This window comes from Paenibacillus jiangxiensis (genome assembly GCF_046098255.1).
Lineage (GTDB): Bacteria > Bacillota > Bacilli > Paenibacillales > Paenibacillaceae > Paenibacillus > Paenibacillus jiagnxiensis.
This window is the reverse complement of record NZ_JBJURI010000002.1, coordinates 67,306-85,168: the sequence shown is the minus strand read 5'-3', so window position 1 is coordinate 85,168 and position 17,863 is coordinate 67,306. Positions and strand designations below refer to the sequence as shown.

General features: G+C 49.8%; 13 protein-coding genes. 1 reads left to right on the top strand and 12 read right to left on the bottom strand.

All coding sequences use genetic code 11. From position 1 onward, the window contains the following. Positions 1–10: 10 nt before the first annotated feature. The 3 genes from tkt to ACI1P2_RS02205 all read right to left on the bottom strand — a co-directional run bounded on the left by tkt (position 11) and on the right by ACI1P2_RS02205 (position 4,437). Positions 11–2,059 carry a transketolase gene (tkt, locus tag ACI1P2_RS02215; protein ID WP_355316434.1) on the bottom strand — a complete coding sequence of 683 codons (2,049 nt, stop codon included), beginning with the start codon at positions 2,057–2,059 and terminating at the stop codon, positions 11–13. A 326-nt stretch (positions 2,060–2,385) separates the two neighbouring features. After that, complete coding sequence (gene purU / locus ACI1P2_RS02210) at positions 2,386–3,285, bottom strand: formyltetrahydrofolate deformylase (protein WP_355316432.1); 900 nt, start codon at positions 3,283–3,285, stop codon at positions 2,386–2,388. 24 nt (positions 3,286–3,309) lie between these two features. Next, positions 3,310–4,437, bottom strand: coding sequence for a deoxyribonuclease IV (locus ACI1P2_RS02205; RefSeq protein WP_355316430.1), 1,128 nt, complete (start codon positions 4,435–4,437; stop codon positions 3,310–3,312). Between the two features lie 240 nt (positions 4,438–4,677). Here ACI1P2_RS02205 and ACI1P2_RS02200 point away from each other — a divergent pair, with 240 nt between their 5' ends. Continuing rightward, entirely contained in the window at positions 4,678–5,580 is a 903-nt protein-coding gene (locus ACI1P2_RS02200) for a TIGR01777 family oxidoreductase (RefSeq protein ID WP_355316428.1), read from the top strand. A gap of 155 nt (positions 5,581–5,735) precedes the next feature. Here ACI1P2_RS02200 and ACI1P2_RS02195 read toward each other — a convergent pair whose 3' ends face one another. From ACI1P2_RS02195 to ACI1P2_RS02155, 9 genes are all read right to left on the bottom strand, one after another. After that, positions 5,736–7,376, bottom strand: coding sequence for a DUF6382 domain-containing protein (locus tag ACI1P2_RS02195; protein WP_355316426.1), 1,641 nt, complete (start codon positions 7,374–7,376; stop codon positions 5,736–5,738). A gap of 151 nt (positions 7,377–7,527) precedes the next feature. Beyond that, a complete protein-coding gene (locus tag ACI1P2_RS02190; protein ID WP_355316424.1) occupies positions 7,528–10,248 on the bottom strand; it encodes a DUF5704 domain-containing protein in 2,721 nt (906 codons plus the stop codon). Between the two features lie 687 nt (positions 10,249–10,935). Next, positions 10,936–12,192, bottom strand: a complete 1,257-nt coding sequence (locus ACI1P2_RS02185; RefSeq protein WP_355316422.1) for an S-layer homology domain-containing protein — start codon at positions 12,190–12,192, stop codon at positions 10,936–10,938. A 131-nt stretch (positions 12,193–12,323) separates the two neighbouring features. Next, positions 12,324–12,836, bottom strand: a complete 513-nt coding sequence (locus ACI1P2_RS02180) for an A24 family peptidase (RefSeq protein WP_355316420.1) — start codon at positions 12,834–12,836, stop codon at positions 12,324–12,326. Further along, positions 12,836–13,813 carry a pilus assembly protein gene (locus ACI1P2_RS02175; RefSeq protein WP_408976113.1) on the bottom strand — a complete coding sequence of 326 codons (978 nt, stop codon included), beginning with the start codon at positions 13,811–13,813 and terminating at the stop codon, positions 12,836–12,838. The genes ACI1P2_RS02180 and ACI1P2_RS02175 overlap by 1 nt, the downstream gene beginning before the upstream one ends. Before the next feature lie 34 nt (positions 13,814–13,847). Then, positions 13,848–16,052: a hypothetical protein gene (locus ACI1P2_RS02170; protein ID WP_355316418.1), complete on the bottom strand. Its 2,205-nt coding sequence runs from the start codon at positions 16,050–16,052 to the stop codon at positions 13,848–13,850. Between the two features lie 51 nt (positions 16,053–16,103). Beyond that, entirely contained in the window at positions 16,104–16,775 is a 672-nt protein-coding gene (locus tag ACI1P2_RS02165; RefSeq protein WP_408976123.1) for a TadE/TadG family type IV pilus assembly protein, read from the bottom strand. Next, on the bottom strand, positions 16,772–16,963 hold the full coding sequence (locus ACI1P2_RS02160; protein ID WP_355316414.1) for a Flp1 family type IVb pilin: 192 nt from the start codon (positions 16,961–16,963) through the stop codon (positions 16,772–16,774). Before ACI1P2_RS02160 ends, ACI1P2_RS02165 begins: the two co-directional genes overlap by 4 nt. Before the next feature lie 14 nt (positions 16,964–16,977). Continuing rightward, positions 16,978–17,853 (bottom strand): type II secretion system F family protein, encoded by an 876-nt coding sequence (locus tag ACI1P2_RS02155; protein ID WP_355316412.1) that lies wholly within the window; start codon positions 17,851–17,853, stop codon positions 16,978–16,980. Positions 17,854–17,863: the final 10 nt, after the last annotated feature.

Genomic DNA, 17,863 nt, shown 5'->3' with positions numbered 1-17,863 from the left:
TGGAAGCTGCTTACTTAAGCAGATTTTTAACTTTGCTCACGACGTTCTCAACCGTAAAGCCGTATTCCTTGATGACGCGGTCGCCAGGAGCAGATGCGCCGAAAGTGCTAATTCCGAGAATGTCGCCCTGTTCGCCGACATATTTCTCCCAGCCCATCGGATAAGCCATTTCTACAGCAAGACGGGCTTTAACGTCTGGCAGGATGACGGAATCCTTATAGGCCTTGTCCTGCTTCTCAAACAGATCCCAGCTTGGCATGCTGATAACGCGCACCTGGATACCTTCTTGAGCGAGTGCTTCCTGTGCTTTGACAGCCAGCTGAACTTCGGAGCCGGTGGCAATAATTTGCGCGGCAGGCTTGCCGTCTTTGGCATCAGACACCACATAAGCACCACGTTTGATGCCTTCACGAGCGCCATCAACCGTACCAGCCAGGATCGGCAGATTTTGACGGGTCAGCACGAGGGCAACCGGGTTATTCTGATTTTCCAGTGCATATGCCCATGCAGCTGATGTTTCGTTGCCGTCTGCAGGACGGATCACAGTCAGGTTAGGAATGATCCGCAGGGATGCCAGCTGTTCGATAGGCTCATGCGTAGGACCATCCTCGCCGACAGCGATACTGTCGTGAGTCAGTACATAAGTAACAGGAAGGCCCATCAGAGAAGCAAGGCGGACTGCCGGGCGCAGGTAATCTGTAAAGACAAAGAACGTGCCGCCGAACACTTTTACGCCTTTGTGCAGCGCCATGCCGTTCATGGCAGCAGCCATACCGAACTCACGGATACCAAAATAAATGTTGCGGCCTGCATAGTCTTCCGGAGTGAAGTTGGAAATATTGTTCAGATGAGTCATTGTCGAGCTTTCTAGGTCGGCGGAACCGCCTGTCAGGAACGGAACGTTCGGAGCCAGCCCGTTCAATGCATTACCGGAAGCGACACGTGTCGATACAGCTTTGTCTTCCGGAGCATACTTAGGCAGGTCACGATCCCAGCCCTCTGGAAGCTTGCCGCTGATTGCCGTTTCAAATTGAGCCGCCAGCTCAGGATGGGCTTCTTTATATTTCGCAAATTGCTCATCCCACTCTTTGTTGACAGCGATACCACGCTCTTTCACTTTGGCAAAATGCGCGCGCACTTCGTCAGGCACAAAGAAGTCTTCTTCGTAAACCCATTTGTAGAAATCCTTGGTCAGCTTCGCTTCTTCGGCACCCAACGGGGAACCGTGTGTACCGCCATGACCGCCCTTGCCTTGCTTGTTCGGGCTTCCGTAACCGATGATTGTCTTCACTTCGATCAGTGTAGGACGCACTGTTTCAGCCTGAGCTTCAGAGATCGCTTTTTCAATCGCAGGCAGATCGTTGCCGTCTTCCACACGCAGCACTTGCCAGCCGTAAGCTTCAAAACGCTTCGACACAGATTCAGAAGAGGACAGGTTCAGTTTGCCGTCCAGTGTAATATCGTTCGAATCGAACAATACGATAAGCTTGCCCAGATGCAGACGTCCAGCCAGGGATGCCGCTTCATGGGATACGCCTTCCATCAGGTCGCCGTCGCCGCAGATCGCATATGTAAAGTGATCCACAACTTTAAATTGGTCTTTGTTATACGTAGCAGACATTTGCGCTTCAGCCATCGCCATGCCGACAGCCATTGCAATCCCCTGCCCAAGCGGACCGGTAGTGGCATCAACACCTGCAGTATGACCGTATTCCGGATGGCCCGGCGTTTTGCTACCCCATTGGCGGAACTGCTTGATTTCCTCCATCGGGAGACCATAACCACTCAGGTGCAGCAAGCTGTACAGCAGCATGGAACCATGTCCTGCAGACAACACAAAACGGTCGCGGTTAATCCATGTTGGCTGATCCGGATTATGCTTCATCGTCTTCGCGAATAGTTGATAGCCCATTGGAGCAGAGCCCATCGGCATGCCCGGGTGACCGGAATTTGCTTTCTCGATGGCGTCGATAGCCAGCGTACGGATGGTAGTGATCGACAGGTTATCGATGGTTGAGTTCTCGTCCTTATGAATCATTTCTTGATTCTGGTCTGTCATGGTTATCCTCCTCGTAATTGTTGAACTATGCCAAATGTTTGCCGGATTTTTCATACGGCCCCGGCCGCGGCTTCTTTTCACAAGTTCGTCAATGCGATTCAATCTGCTTGAATCTTTCATTTTGACTTATTCGTTACTCCTGTATTGTACCACTTGCCGCCGAGCTTTACCATACACAAAGGTATACATAGACAATATACCCGTTATAGATCATCGTCATTAACCAAAACCGTAAATTTCGTGTATGATTTTGCCGGAAATTGTATTCTCAAAAATAACAGAGAGCAGTTCTCTGGTTAGTTAACACCAAAGAACTGCTCCCCTGATTAATTAAAAACAACGGTTTTATTTTCGTGTACCAATATCCGGTCTTCTACATGCCATTTCACTGCTCTGGCCAAAACAACACGCTCAATCGTACGGCCGATGCGCTTCAGTTCGGTGACATCGTCACGATGGCTGACGCGTTGAACGTCCTGCTCGATGATCGGTCCCCCGTCCAGCTCCTCGGTGACATAGTGCGCGGTAGCCCCGATAATTTTCACCCCACGGTTATAGGCCTGGGCGTAAGGCTTTCCGCCAACAAAGGCAGGGAGGAATGAATGATGGATGTTAATGATCCGGTTTCTGTAATGCTCAATGAACTTCGGCGAAATAATCTGCATATACCGTGCAAGAATGATGACATCAATGTCGCTGCCGATCACTTCAAGCTGGCGCTGCTCAGCTTCAGGCTTCGTATCCGCCGTTACGGGAATATGATGGTAAGGAATGCCGAAGGACTCCACATACTCCTTCATATCGGGGTGATTGCTCACCACCATCGCAATATCGGCTTCCAGATCTCCGGCCTGCCATTGCCATAACAGCTCAACCAGGCAATGATCCTCTTTGGATACGAAGATGGCAAGCTTCTTTTTCCGGCTGACACAGGAGATGTTCCACTCCATGCGGAACTGTTCCGCTACTGCGCCGAAATCCTGCTCGAGCCGGGGCAGAGCTTCGGCCAGGTTTGGCAGATCGAACTCAACACGCATAAAGAACATGCCGCCTTCCGGATCCATCGTGTATTGGTCCGATTGCACGATGTTTGCCCCATGTTCATGAAGAAAACGGGAAACGGCCGCCACAATTCCGGGACCGTCCGGACAGGAGATCAGCATGCGTGCACGATTCGCATGCACGGTGTGTGTGTTGACTCGATGTTGATTTACATGGACTTCCATCTTCCGTAGACCCTCCTAGGCTTCTTATGCATTCACCAGCAGTTGCTTGCCGGCCAACCATGCAATCAGCCGGTGATTAATCTGTTCCTCAGTAAGCTCATTAAAAAGGCCTGCTTCGGCAACATTGTCATACAAACGCTCGAGCGGTTCGCGAGGGTCTGCTTTTTTGGCTTTTGCATCGTTCTTGAGCAGCGTCCAGGTATCCAACACAAACTGGCGTGAATTCATATCCTGCTTGCCGAAAAAAGTATGCAAATCTTCAATTTGATTCATAAATTCCTGCCCGAAGCGCTCTGCCACATCCCCGCGCAGAAGCGCGATTTCAGCTTCATACATCGGGCGCTGTGTTTTGGCGTCCTTGCCAATCCAAGGAGTTTCGAGAATGAATGGACGGCCCTGCAGCGCTTCATGATGGACCACATTACGGATGGTATCAAATCCGATCCAACCCGATCCGACCGGTGCATGGCGGTCCTTTCCTGCTGCTGCGGGATTCTTGCTGTCGTTCAGGTGAACCACCGCGATGCGATCCAGGCCAACAATTCTGTCGAATTCTTCAAGAACGCCGTCCAAATTGTTCACAATGTCATAGCCTGCATCATGAATATGGCAGGTGTCCAAGCACACGGTCAGCCGTTCGTTATGCTCCACCTTGTCCATAATGGCTGCAAGCTCCTCGAAGCTGCGGCCGATTTCCGTACCTTTGCCGGCCATCGTTTCAAGCGCGATATTCACGTCCGTCTCTTTGACTCCGTTCAGAACCTCATTCAGTCCTTCCGCAATCCGGCTGATGCCGTATTCCGGATCCTTATCCGTATAGGCCCCCGGATGAAGTACAATGTTCCGGACCCCGATTGCATGTGTTCTGCGGATTTCCTCCTGCAAAAAGCTCACGGCAAGCTCATACGTATTACTCTTGTAAGAGCCCAGATTGATGATATACGGAGCATGAACAACAATCTCCTCCATGCCAAGTTCCTTCATCATCTGCTTCCCTTCATCCAGATACATGGACTCCATCGGCTTGCGGCGCGTATTTTGCGGAGCACCCGTATATATCATGAACGAACTGGAACCGTACTGCGATGCCTCCCGGGTCGCGCTTAACAACCCCTTATCCGAGAAAGATACGTGAGAACCAATCTTCAGCATCTTTCTTCCCCCCTTGCCATTCGAATGTCTACTTATTTTAACGTGATTATAAAAATCTAACAATATTGAACATACCGACAAATCCGCTGTGGATGGCAGCTCCGAACAGGACCTCACGGCATGATTTGTTTTAAGCGTTAAAACAAAGTTATATTCTATATAGTAGGAGAAAGCAAGCGGAAATTGCAACCTGTACGATTATGACAATATTGGAAGCAGGTCTGAAAGGAGCTGATCATTATGAAAATAGCTGTCTGCGGGGGCACCGGATTTATTGGAAGCGCACTGACTGATTACTGGCTTGAGGCGGGGCACGAAATGATGATTGTTACACGCCGGCCGCCGGAACGCGCCATATCCGGCCGTCAGCCTCAGTACGTAAGCTGGAATGAGCTTGAACGCGATCCGCAGCGGATCACGGGAGTGGATGCGGTCGTGAATCTGTCCGGCGAGAGCCTGAACCAGCGCTGGACGAAGAACGCCAAGCTGCGGATCATGCAGTCGAGAGATGACAGCATCGCGGCATTAGCCAAGGCTATTAAGCAGTTGGACAAGAAACCGGAGGTCGTGATTCAGGCCTCAGCCATGTCGTTCTATGGGACATCGGAAACGAAGACCTTTGATGAATCCAGTCCGCACCGCCCCACCGACTTTCCATCAACGGTTGTTGAACAATGGGAAGGCGCAGCGGAGGCATTTCATGATGTCAGGCTTGTTAAGCTGCGGATCAGCATGGTGCTTGGCCGTGACAAAGGGGCATTTCCCCTTTTGAAGCTGCCTTATTTGATGGGCTTTGGGGGCCGGATCGGAAGCGGGCGGCAGTGGACCACCTGGATTCATATCACCGATATGGTTAGGATTGTGGATCTTTGCCTTCATGACCGTTCTATATCCGGTGCAGTGAATTCATCTGCCCCCAATCCCGTGACCAATGACGATTTCGGCAGAACCATTGCCTCCGTGTATCACCGGCCTCACTGGTTTCCCGTGCCTAACTTCCTCATTAAAGCAGCCCTTGGCGAAATGAGCGTGATGGTGCTGGAAGGACAAAAGGTCATCCCGAAAAAGCTGCTGGACCATGGCTTCGAATTTCAGTTTCCTGAACTGAGGCAGGCACTTGAGGACCTGCGTACCAAGGGGTAAACGGATTAAGGTTTCCACGGGCGCGGTATAACTTAAGAAGACCGTCTATCGACGTACCTTCAAAGAAGCCTGACCGCATTTATCGGAAGTTTTTTACGATATTAAGAATATTATTCCATGAAGTTTATGCTTTTTAATACCTTAAAAAAGTCAGGTTAGGCAGCATAATAGGTGTAAACCACTCCCGCAAACTCGAATGTATCCCCGTCGTTCAGCGGGTATTCCTTGTAAGGAACCATCAGACTGCCGTTTAAGCGGGTCCCGTTCGTGGACGCCAAATCCTTCAGGACATGCGACTGCCCGCTTCCCTTCAGGCTCAACTCAACATGCGATCTGGATACTCCCTCCGTCTGATCCACGTACTGGGCTGTTTCCTGTGAGCGGCCGATGATAAAGCTGCCTGACTTGACGGCAATCTCTTCTGGCTGACCTGACTTTCCCGCGACCCTTCGCAAAAAGGCACCGGCTCGAACGGCTACCGGATTATCATTGCGGTTATCCTGAAGCAATGTGGTTGCCGGAATTATTGAGTACTCCGGAACATCATCATAGGTTTCAAAGCTGCCGTCCCCATCCTCCTCCTGAACGCTGAACGGCTGATATTCAGACTTCATTGTATTTTCCTGTACGTTCCATCTCCACGGTTCCTGTCCTTCATCCTCCTGCTCTGCTGCAAAACGGAATCTCCGGCGCAAAGGAGCTGCCGGCTCCGGATCATCTTCACCAGGAATATCGCCGATATCGGGATCTTCACGTCTTCCGAGCATTCCCTGCAAACTCCACCCCTGCCATGCGAATAATGCCACCGTTGCCAAGCCTGCCGTAATAATGGCACAAATCAACAGACGGATTGTACCGGGCGCTTCAAGATACACATATCTCCACATTACCGCAGCCCCCAGCAAACATCCTAAAGCGACATGCAACCGGTATTTATACAATGCCGATTCCGGCTCGTCACCTTCCTCCGCTTCATCCTCATTGACGCCCTCCTTCTCCAGCCCACGGGCGGCTGCTAATGTCGCAGCCGTAAAATTGCTCTGATCCCGGGGCAACCGTATACTGTCCATGGCAGGTGGCCTGTTCAGATCCGGTTCAGGAATGGAATCGTTGTCCTGCTTCAATCTCGGTGCATGCTGCTTCAGGCCAGGATTTGAATAACCACCGGGCTCTGCTGCATCTGGACTGCCGTGAACGTTCCCTTTCGTCCATGCCTCTGCTTCGGGATGAATGTATTGAAGCAGCACCTCCTTCAGCTTTCCAGGGTCAAACAATTCCCCGTCGCAAACCTGAAGTATCCGCTGTACTCCGTCGCCTTTCAATTCGGAGATACAGGAAATCAGGCGGATAATTAACTGCTTCATCTGTGCACCAACCGTACCCTCATACAGGCTTTTGCGCACAGGCACATATGTCAGACTAACGCTGCCGGACCTCTCGCTTTCAGAAATAAACATATAATCTTCATGCAGAATAAAACGGTTCATGTCGAGCATATATTGTCGGCAGTTATGCAGTGTATCTGCAATTTGATAGATAATATCATAAAACCGGCTCATTGAAATATTGCCGTTTTTCCATATCTGGGACAGCATCCGCCGGCCGCCGATGTCATACTGCAGTTCAATCCGATAATCCACTTCTTTGATCATAACGCCCAACAATCCTGGAATGCGGTTGGATGTAACCATACCGCTTTGAACCGGGTGGAGGTCGGCTGATCCCAAATCAGGCTCCTGTTTGATAATCATGAATAACCCGCCATTTAGCGTAAAATCCCTCTGCAGACCAAACAAGCCTCTTCCCTCCTCTATATAATGCAAGTTCCTCAAAGTAAAACAAGTTCCTCAAATTTTAATAAAGCTGGAGAGCCCTGCACCCGTACTCGCCCTTCCTTTATCTCATGGCCCCAGAACAGAACGCCTGCGTTAGTTCCGGACCTCTATGTCAGTGGGTTACAGAAGACCTGAAGTCATCATAGCTGGACAAGTTCGCATGATAATAGGCAATGTCTCCGTCCGGAGCTGTAAATTCGTGACCATACTTATCCTGAGCTGCATTGCTGTACCCTTCCAGCTGCCATTGGTTATCCAGTGGCGTGTTTTCCCCCGGCAGTCTGTAATAACGCAAATGCGGTGTATCTGCTCCATCCTTATAGGTTTCAATATTGAAGTTCACCGCGATGTATCCGTCTTTCAGGAAAATCGGCGAATGGTCCGTCAGCTTGTTGGTTCTACCATACTCCGCAATATTGAACCCTACTGGAACCACATACGGAGCCGCCGGCAAGCTGTACTCTCCGTACCATTTTTGCACGGATGCTAATGCCCTGCCTGGCTCGACACTTTTCGGTACATTGGATGCAGGTCCAATCAATGTACGGACCCGCTGATTTAAATCCATCAGACTGTACGAACCAATGATGCCCCTTTGGCTTGATTTTTTTAAAAAATCGGTAAAACCATACGTCGCCACATATTTTGCGGTATTGCTTAGCTCTGTCGATGAAATGTTCCGCATCGGGCTGTTCAGAACAATACTTCTTGTCACCGTATCCTGACTGGTACCAACCTTTACAAACTTTTGACCCGTGGTCTGATTGTGATAATACAAATCAACCTTTTGCCGCTTGGTTCCATCTTTGCTCACGAAATAGAAGGTCGGTACGATCTTCACATGATCTTTTGCGCCGAACATATTGCCTTTCGTTTTAAAATCAAATTTGAAATGATAGCCTGTCTTAATAGCCACGTTTTTATAACCATCATTCGGGTGGCTTCCTGGCAATATCGGAAGAATGAATGGCGGCTTATTTCCGCGTGCTGCCCCGTCAATGGAGTTCGGCCCGACCCAATAGGCTGTGCCGGTTTGCTCTGAGCTCCCCTTTTTCGTCCGGAATACCGTCTCCCAATCATAGTCCGCTATGTCCGTAATTTTAAAATCATATAGACGCCCGATCACTTCCACAGGAATCGTATTTACAGCAACATGGTTGGCTACATCCATATTGGCCATGCTCTCCCACGTAAAGTTTTCCGGTGCATTCTCGGCGATGGAGCGGAAGTGTACCGTGTACTTCCCTTCATCGACCCATACCGGCATTCGGAATGTTGTTTTCAGCTGCGATATCGGAATATCGATCCAGGTATTGGCGGGGATATATTTGCCCATATCCTCGTTGTAGACATCGAACTCAAAGAGCACCTGCTTGTACGCGGTATACTTGGCATAATCACGGTTGCCATATCCTTTAATGTCCCGGTGTTGCCCTGTTGTTGGAATGGTGACAGTAAAAGGCCTGTCCAGTACAAGAGCAGCGGTGCCGGCGGTCGGCTTCACCTTCTGATTATGCTCTTTGTCATTGGTGATACTTGGATACATCACAACTGGGGTATGAACGGTCACGGTATTCAAGTTATAAATCGGCTCCCGGTATGGCTCCGGCTTATTGAGACTGCCTTCCAGCGGGTCATACTCCATGGTCCCGGTGCTTTCATTGTCCGCTTTGTTGGTTTTTGAAGTTGGAACAACATTGCCCGGTTTAAAGAGAGCGTTGTGATCAATCTTGCCTGCCGTTGGAATTTTGGAAGGTGTCGGCCCGCTTGTCTTCACCGTTTTACCATCCATAATAGTCGTCCCATTGAGCTCAAAAACATCATTTCGGACATCGAGTTCCGGGGTCGCTTTCTCAGCGTAACTCTTTAAATCTTCATCTGGAACATCCGGTTCGCTTGATCCCCCGTTAATCGTTTGACTAGGAGCTGAAGCTGTTACAGGTGATGGTTCATCCAGATGCACAACATCCGTCTTTACATCCATATTGGGCACCTTGTAGGAGCTCCCTGGTGTGATCACAATACCATTGTTCTCAAACGCATAGTTGAATAACTTTGCAGTCGAGATTTTATAAACCTGCAGATCAGGAATAGTCCAGTAGGAGTAGTTTCTAATGATTTCATAAGACTTCGTCACCGTCTCCGTTCTTGACTTTTTCACGGTCACGGTATGGGAAGTGCCATCCGACCGGTCCCTCTCTTCCTTCTCAGTCCATTTCAGGTGATAGGTCTTTGTGACTGGAACGGTAAAGGTACAAGTGCCGGTGAATCTCTCAAACTTGTTATTGAACAGGTACTCCTTGGCTACTACGTTGCCATACAGACTTTCCGAGGTTGGGATTCCTTTGGCGACATCAAATCTTTCACTGCCGCGCTCGTCGGCTTTAATGATCCCGCTTGGCTGGGCACTCATGTCTTTCCCGGTTTGGACACCTGCCGATTGAGGAGGAGTACAAACCACAGATGCTTCAGGCTCCTCTGGAGGCAGTTCGACACCACCTACTGCTACGACGACGGAATCCGTAAGCCAATATGTTCCGTTTTTCCATTGCACAGTGATCGTGGCCACCCCGGGGCTTACCGCTTTTACAAGACCAGTCTCTAGATTTACCATTGCTACTGCATTGTTATCCGAAGACCATTTCGTTTGTTCTGGACGTTGGGTAACGTCTACCCAGTCTCCGTATGCCGTTTCCCAGGGTGCTTGGGTAGCCACCTCGCCTATGAACTGATCTTCCTCACCAACCGCCATTTGTTGAGCACCCGTGGCCTGGATTTTCTTGTGTTCGACAATAGTACCGCGCCAAGTCAGATTAACGGGTGTGTAATACATAGCTGTTTTTTTGGGGTACCCCCCAGGGCGTGTAGACGGTTTCCCATCTACCTCCTGCTGATTATTAAAAGCTGATTTATATGGATTTGATCCATCCTGTACTCTCGGCCCATCCTCACCAGTAAGTGAAGTAATTAAAATAAAATATAAATCTACAACCTCCAATTTTGTTATATCAGAAAAAATACCTTGGTCACTTGTTGTCTGTGCTTTTGCAATATGTCCATTTGTTGTCTTTGATGGACTGTATTCTGTACCATCTTTACCTTGGTAATAATCAGGTTGATAAACACTTTTGTTCATATCAATTTTATCCTCTACTTTGCCAACTGCTGGCCAAGGCTCTGAATCTGTACCCACGTTTTCTGCTATTTCTTTCCCTCCCGATGCTCTGTAAGAAGTGGCCGTCCATTTACCATCATCCCTTTGAACCCAATAAACGCCTGGATTCGCGTTTTTTGTCCCCTCAACAGGAATAACAAATTTTTGCTCCTTAACTGGCCCATTAGGGGTTACATATGGATCTTTCAGGTCCTGTTGATCTTCAATATTCCCGCTAACAGCAGCAATTGGGCCTGCTGCTTCAGCGGGAATACCTGAAGTTGACCAAGCATATACAAGTACAAGGAAGAGAACAAGAACTAATTTGTTAATTCTAGGGAGCAATACTTATCCCTCCGACCTCTTCTAATTTGGTTTAGGAATGTACATAGAAACAGCTTTACCATTTACAGACATTCCTTCTCCTACAACACTAGGATCATACTTTTTCCCTATTGTTGTGTACATCCAAAAGCGCTTCTCAACGCCATTTTTAAAGAATCCGGATGAAACAAACTCTTCATTCGGCAAGTTGGTAATGCCATAATTCTTCAAAGTCCCGCTTGTAAAACTGTACGCACTTAGAAAATGGTTTCCCGTAGCATTATTAAATGCCATATTAGTAAGGCCGTTACCATCAGGAACAACAGAAGCCTCCATAAAAACAGCATATCTATCTGAATTAGAAGGGAAGTCAAATTTCTTATCTATAAACATCTTCCCGTAGAGATTCACTGGCTTTTTATCTGTTCCTGCATCAACTATAATCATTCGATGTACGGTTTCAGTCCCAAGGTTGTTTCGTAATTTAAATGTTTGGTCTTTAATACGTGAGAAGTTAGACACTTCACCGGACTCTGCATTTTTTCCGTACTCATAAGGAGTCAGCGAAGTCAAATTCGTCCCAGTCAAACCAACTTCCCTCATCTCGTTCAAATCCCGAAAATCTACAGCCTTTTTCTTCTGCACCCCTTCATACCGCTCCAAAATGACGGCGACCTCGGCGCGGGTGGTCGTTTTGGCAGGTCCAAATGTTCCATCTTCATAACCGGTCATCAGTCCCGTTCCCAAAGCTACCGATACATAGGGATAATCCGCCTTGTTCAGCCCGCCCTTGTAATATTCAGCAACGGGAACCAGTGTGTCTTGCGTATCGGACAAAGCGGTTTGAAAATCTTCCTGTGCCGCAGACAGACCAGACGCCATCCATTTTGCCATTTCACGTCGGGTCAGCGACGTGGATGGCTTAAACCCGTTAGGATAATCGCTTGGGGCAATAAATCCCATTCCGATCGCTTTATTAACTTCTTCCTCACTCCAGTTCCCTACCAAGTCCGCAAAGCTGCCTTTTCCTTGCGCCACCTCATTGCTAGAGACGCGGGACAAAATGGCGGCAAATTCCGCGCGTGTAACTTGGGCATTAGGCCGAAATGTTCCGTCCGAATACCCCTTTAAATATCCGTTGTTAACCGCAGCATCGATAGAGGCCTTGGCCCAGTGCCCCGCCGGGATATCCTTGAAAGCCGAAGCCGCGGATGCTTCCTTCAATCCCGCAGTTCCCCATACCGCAGCCACAGCAAGCATTCCTGTAAAAACCGACACCAACACTTTTTTCATCTCCATGTTTTAACCCCCCAAATAATCTCTTGCGCTTACTCCTCCAGTTTAACCCCACCTTCCAATTTATCCAAAAAAACTCACTAGAATTTGTCAGATTATTTTTAGTCCTGCTTTGTTCTAAGCCCCTATGAATGTTAAATGCTTAAGTAAACGTAAGCGCTGATGACACCAGGAACTACCGCCACCATAAAAGGAAAGCGCAGCTGTGATTCCCGCCCTGCCTTAAAGGGATTCCCAACGCGGAATATCAGAAATCCTCCTAGATTAAACAATACCCTCCGCAAACGAAGAATGGCCTCACGCTTCCACAATACGATGAACAGGCCGATCACCCCCGCGAACAATACAGAGTAAATCGCAGACTGAAACACAAAAGCTGCCCCCGTCCAGGCGCCGATGCCAGCAAACAGCTTCACATCCCCGGCCCCTACGGCGCCCACCCAGTACATGACCAGCAGTAAAGCAAATCCCGTTCCAAGCCCAGCGCAGGCAAACAATATCCCTTCCCAGCCGCCGCTGACCGCATGCACCGTCAAACCGCCCAGCGCGGCCGGCAGAGTCAGCTTGTTCGGGATTTTCATGGACCGTAAATCTGTAACTAGCGCGGCCGCAAGAAAAATGGCGCAGCCGATATACATAACCCCCATCATACACGCTCCCTGGCCGTATTTTTTTCTACCACCTCAAACTGCACCTCAATATGCTGTCCGCTCTCTGTTTCAATGACGAACGTCCAAATGCCGGGTGTTGTATTCGTCCCAACAAACCAGTTCCATTCCACGGTACCCTCGGCATTGGCCTGAGTCCATCCGATATGCTTGGCTGTGCTGGAGCCTGATTTATAATAGATCGACAGATTGGCGGATTCACCCGGAGCAACCCGGGCCTGAATGGTGTTGTATACCCCTTTGATCGCAGGTTCAGGCTTGGAAAGAATCTGTATGCCCCCATTCACGGCTCCCGGATCTGTGCCGCTTCCGTCACCGGCTCCTTCCCCCGTATCTCCGATCCATAATCTTTCTTCAGCGGCTGCCTGCAGCACCGTATCCCTGTAGATGAAAGGAACCTTGATTGGCAGCTCATAGGAAAGTTCAATTTTGAAGTATGGACCGCCGCTGTCATCGAATCCGGGGACAACGACGCCTGTGATATGTATCCGTTGATAATCCAAAACGGTATTCTCTATAAACGGCTTCAGCAGAGGTTTCATAACCGGGTCCATTACGGCCTCGCTGACCTGTCCCCGCAGCTTCTCCAGAGGTTTTTTCCCGGCCAGTACCGCTTCCTCTACCCAGGTGCCCGCAGGCTCCGGCAGCGTGCCGCCGAACTCTGCGGCAAGCTCCTCAATCGTCAAGGATGGAACGATCTCGATCTGGCCGATCGAATCTGCTGTGCCTTCGGCCGCTTCAAGCGCAAGCGATACCGGATACATACTGGATGCAACCTGCTTGGCCATTTCGGAGGCTGCATTTTGCAGGGCCGTTGATATGATCGTCATCTGTACCATGTAAATAAAAAACAGGATGAAAAATATGAATACAGGCAGCACCAGCGAGGCTTCCAGAACAATGCTCCCCTGTTCCTGTCCTGCCCTGCACCCGCGCATCCAGCTTCTCACACGCACCCCCGCCCTCCTTCTCCTAAAAGACGCAGCCGTTTCAGTAAGAAAAGACCGCTTGTTTTGTCACATAAAAAGCACCCTTTTCGATCTCTTCTCCTTCACCGGAAGCCGTACCCAGCATTTTCATCACCCCTGGCAAAAACCACAAGCGTATGCCGCTGCGGACCTCACCGGAGGCATACGTATCCCTCTCGGCAGGATTAACCCCCGTATTGAAGCGAATGAGCGCAAGCATGCGGGACATTTTACGTTCATTATTGCTGTGCAGCATCAGGAAGAGCCGCAAATGGTCCTTGTAGGTCATCTTGAAGTTTATGTACTCCGACAAAGGCACAAATCCTTTCTGCGCCAGCATAATCATATCCTCAACCGCTTTTTCCACTCCGTATAATACAGCCGCTGCCAATACCAGCAGAGGGTTCCCCTTGGAGCTGTTCTTGACCAGCCCCTCCATCGTCCGGATTGCCAGCCTCATGCCGAATATTTCCCCGTATGCTGCTGCAAGGTTGCCTGCCGGATTATGAAAGCCGTATAAAATGTACTCAACCTCCTGGCCATTTACCTGCAGCTGATCTCCCAAAATTTCGGCCGCGTTGCCCACCGTTTTGTTCGGACCGATCAGGCTCCCGAAACGGCTGAAATCCACATGCTCAAACCGGGACAACGCGTATTCGTTCTGGAAAAATTCATCCCCCAGCTTGTTCAGAAGGCCCGCCGTCGAACCATACATTCCGTCCATGCTGTCCATAGCGCCCCCAACAGCGTCGTAAGAATCATAGGATAACCCTGCCGGAGTCCCCGCTTCAGCAGCCGCTTCATTAAATTGCAAGCTTTCGAGATAGTATTGTTCGAGCTCGTTAAATTCCTCGTTGCCCTGTGTCAGGCTGGACAGCATTTCAACAATTTGATAAGCCTCTCTCAGCTTGTTTTGCGACTGCTCTTCCAATTGTTTGCGCTCTGCATCAGACCCGCGCCTGCTCTCAAGCAGGTTCTGCGCCTGTGTCAGCTTGTTATTATCCCCCTGGTGAACATATCCCTTCAAATATTCGTCCAGTGCACTGCACGCACGGATGACCTTGTTCTTAAGGCTGTCGGCATCCTCCGTTCTGGCCGAAATATTCGCCAAGCCTGAATTCATGATCTTCACCTTGCTGTTAACGGCATTAATCGCCAGTTCCTGCTCACGGATGCCCGATCTCAGCGACTGAAATACAGAATCGGGTGTAAGCAGATCCTCGGCCTGCTGTCTGGCACTTGCAATGGTGCCGTCCGCAGCCCCCCCGCTTCCTCCGGATGTTTGTGCCCTGGACACATCGTCATATGCCGCATTGGCAGCTCGCTCTTTGTATTCGGCAATGACCTGCTTCATCTCGGCATTGATTTTCTCCGCTTCATTCAGCTGCGTTTCCGCCTCCTGCAGCAGACTGCTATGCTTGGTTAAAATTTTGTCCATTTCCTTCGCAATATCACTCTTCAGCCTGCTGACCCTTGTACGGTACCCCTGCAGAGCCAGTTCTTTTCTGAGGCTTGGATTTTTCTTGTTATCTTCATACAAATCCAAATACGGGTTATACTGAGCGGCAGCTTCTTCCGCGGTTTCGGGTTTATCGACATCCCGCGCATCGTCAATATAATTGCTGCCATTTTCCATGATCAGCTTGCGCAAGTTGCCTGCGCTTTCCGCCGCCTCTCTCTGCTTCTGCAGCATGCTGTCAAGCCTTGCTTCCCGCTTCTCATAAAGCTTTTGCAGCCTCTTCAACAGATCAACCGTGTGAGCCGCCTCCTTCATATTCTGGGAAATAGGTTTCAGCTTCTCCAGAATTTCAAAGGTGAAATCAACAGGCGCCTTATACTTCATATCCTCGCGGACCTGGTTATTAAAAATGTCATAGGTCCCCAGCTTCCGCTCCATGCTGAGAGAGCTGCTGTCCAGGCGGCTGTTCATCAAGGCCAGCGAGCCTTCCCGCGGGGTTCGCTTGGCACTGTCGTTCAGCACCTTTGCCATGATCCGGTCACCCGTTCCCTCGCCATAGGCAAACAGGCCATATTGACGCTGAAGTGCCGGATCATATGCTGACATCACCGATCTGAGCGCCGCATGAAGCACCTTCTCGGTCTGTACATGAAGAGCTGCTACGCGCGCATAATCAATGAAAATGGCCACAAACGCAAATACAAAGGCAAGAACCATAATCAAAAATACCGTAACCGCTCCTTCTTCATCCTTTCCTTTGCGAAACATGCCTCAGCTCCTTTCGTAGATGCTCATTCATACAGAATCATCGCAAATTCCTCACATGCCCGATTGCCCATACTGCTGCAGGACGTCTCCGACCGCCGCAGGCGTCACCTGCGTTCCCCCGCCCCTGCCCAAAAATTTCGCGCCATAATACCTCATGAGCTCGACGGTTCGAATAAACTCAACCGGATCCACGATACCTGCCCAGACCGAAGACTTCATTTCAGGCTCGCTCATGACCGAGTTCAGCAGCGGAATTTCCGCCATGTTCTCCAGATTCGTCGTAATTTTCCGCGTAATCAGGCTATTGCGATAGCTCATCTCCCCATCAAGCCCCCATGGGAGGCCTTCAGCGGCCTGTAGCATTTTTTGCGCCGCAAGCGGACTGTCATCACCAGCAGCATCCATTATGGAAACTTTCACCTCATTGTCGGCTCCTGCCCAGCCAAACAGCGCTCCAAGGGCGGCATCGTCCTTCAGTCTCCAATACAAGGAATCTCTCTCACCCTGCTCAAATGTGCCCCAAACCGGATCCTTATGGCTGTTGTCCCAGCTGTAGGCAGAGCGCTCCGACGCGGTTGAAGACAGCTGGACAAGAATCGTTTTTTGGTACAAATAGATGCAGAAAAAAAGCAGCACAAAGATCAGCAGCAAAATAACCGGCATGACCAGGGAAGCTTCCAGTGAGAAGCTTCCCTCTTCTTCTTGCAACCTTTTGATCATCAGGAATCCATAAAATCGTTACTTTTTTGATCTGCTTTCTTCAAGAGGCCCGTAATGATTCTGGAGATTTGCTCTCTGAAAATAATCGCCACTGCAATAAGAATGGCAATAATCAAAATCATCTCCAACGTTCCCAGTCCATCCTCTTCCTTCCAGAATTTCCGCAATCCATGATTAACGTTCGTTATCACCTTTGTATTCCTCCTCACATATTCATCATCATGAATGCCGGTGCACCCACCAGCACGATAACGGTCAGCAAAATAACCGCCATCGGAAAAACCAGCTTGGACGAGGCCTGCTCGCCAAGCGTCCGGCTGATTGCCGTCCTCTTATTCCACAGCGATTGTGACAGCTCCCCCAAAGCCATGACAAAATCGCTCCCGCCCCGCCGCATGTTAAGCAGCACAGCTGTTGTAAACACGGTCACTTCCTGAATTCCGCAGCGGCGGCTCAGCTGCTCAAAGGCTTGCTGAAACGAATATCCGCCTTCCCATTCCGCAATCGTCTGCGTCAATTCGCGGTACAGCGGATGATCAGCCTGATGCTTTTTCCGTTCGGTACAATGGATAATGGCCCGCTGTACCGTCTCTCCCGCTCCCACAAGTAGCATAATTTTCCCCAGCAGCTCAGGCAGCTCCATAATCATTTCCTGATCCCGCTTGCTGACCTTGGCATGAAGATCCTTTACGAGCGCCGCAGGCAGCAAAATGCCAAGCCCCAATCCAAGCATCAGCCCTGACGCGTCTCCCCCCATGGCCAGTGTCAGCATGCACCCTCCTCCCAGAAGCAGAAAAAAGTAACCCGCCATTTCCGCCAGAAACAGCATCGTTTTCTCCTGGCTGCTGCGTATTCCGTAAAGCTTTTGCACAGACCTCTGCAGTCTGAACATGAGCAGCGGGAACTTTTGAAAGATGCGAAACTTGTACAGGAGATGCAGAAACGGAGGGGCCATTTTTTGCAGACGGAGCCCTTCAACGCGCACCGTTTTAAAAGACTCATATTCCTTCCCGTGCATCCGGTACAGAAGCAGCCAGCCGCCGATTAGCAATGCCAGTACGAAGCAGCTGATGATCACCATATCGCTTCCC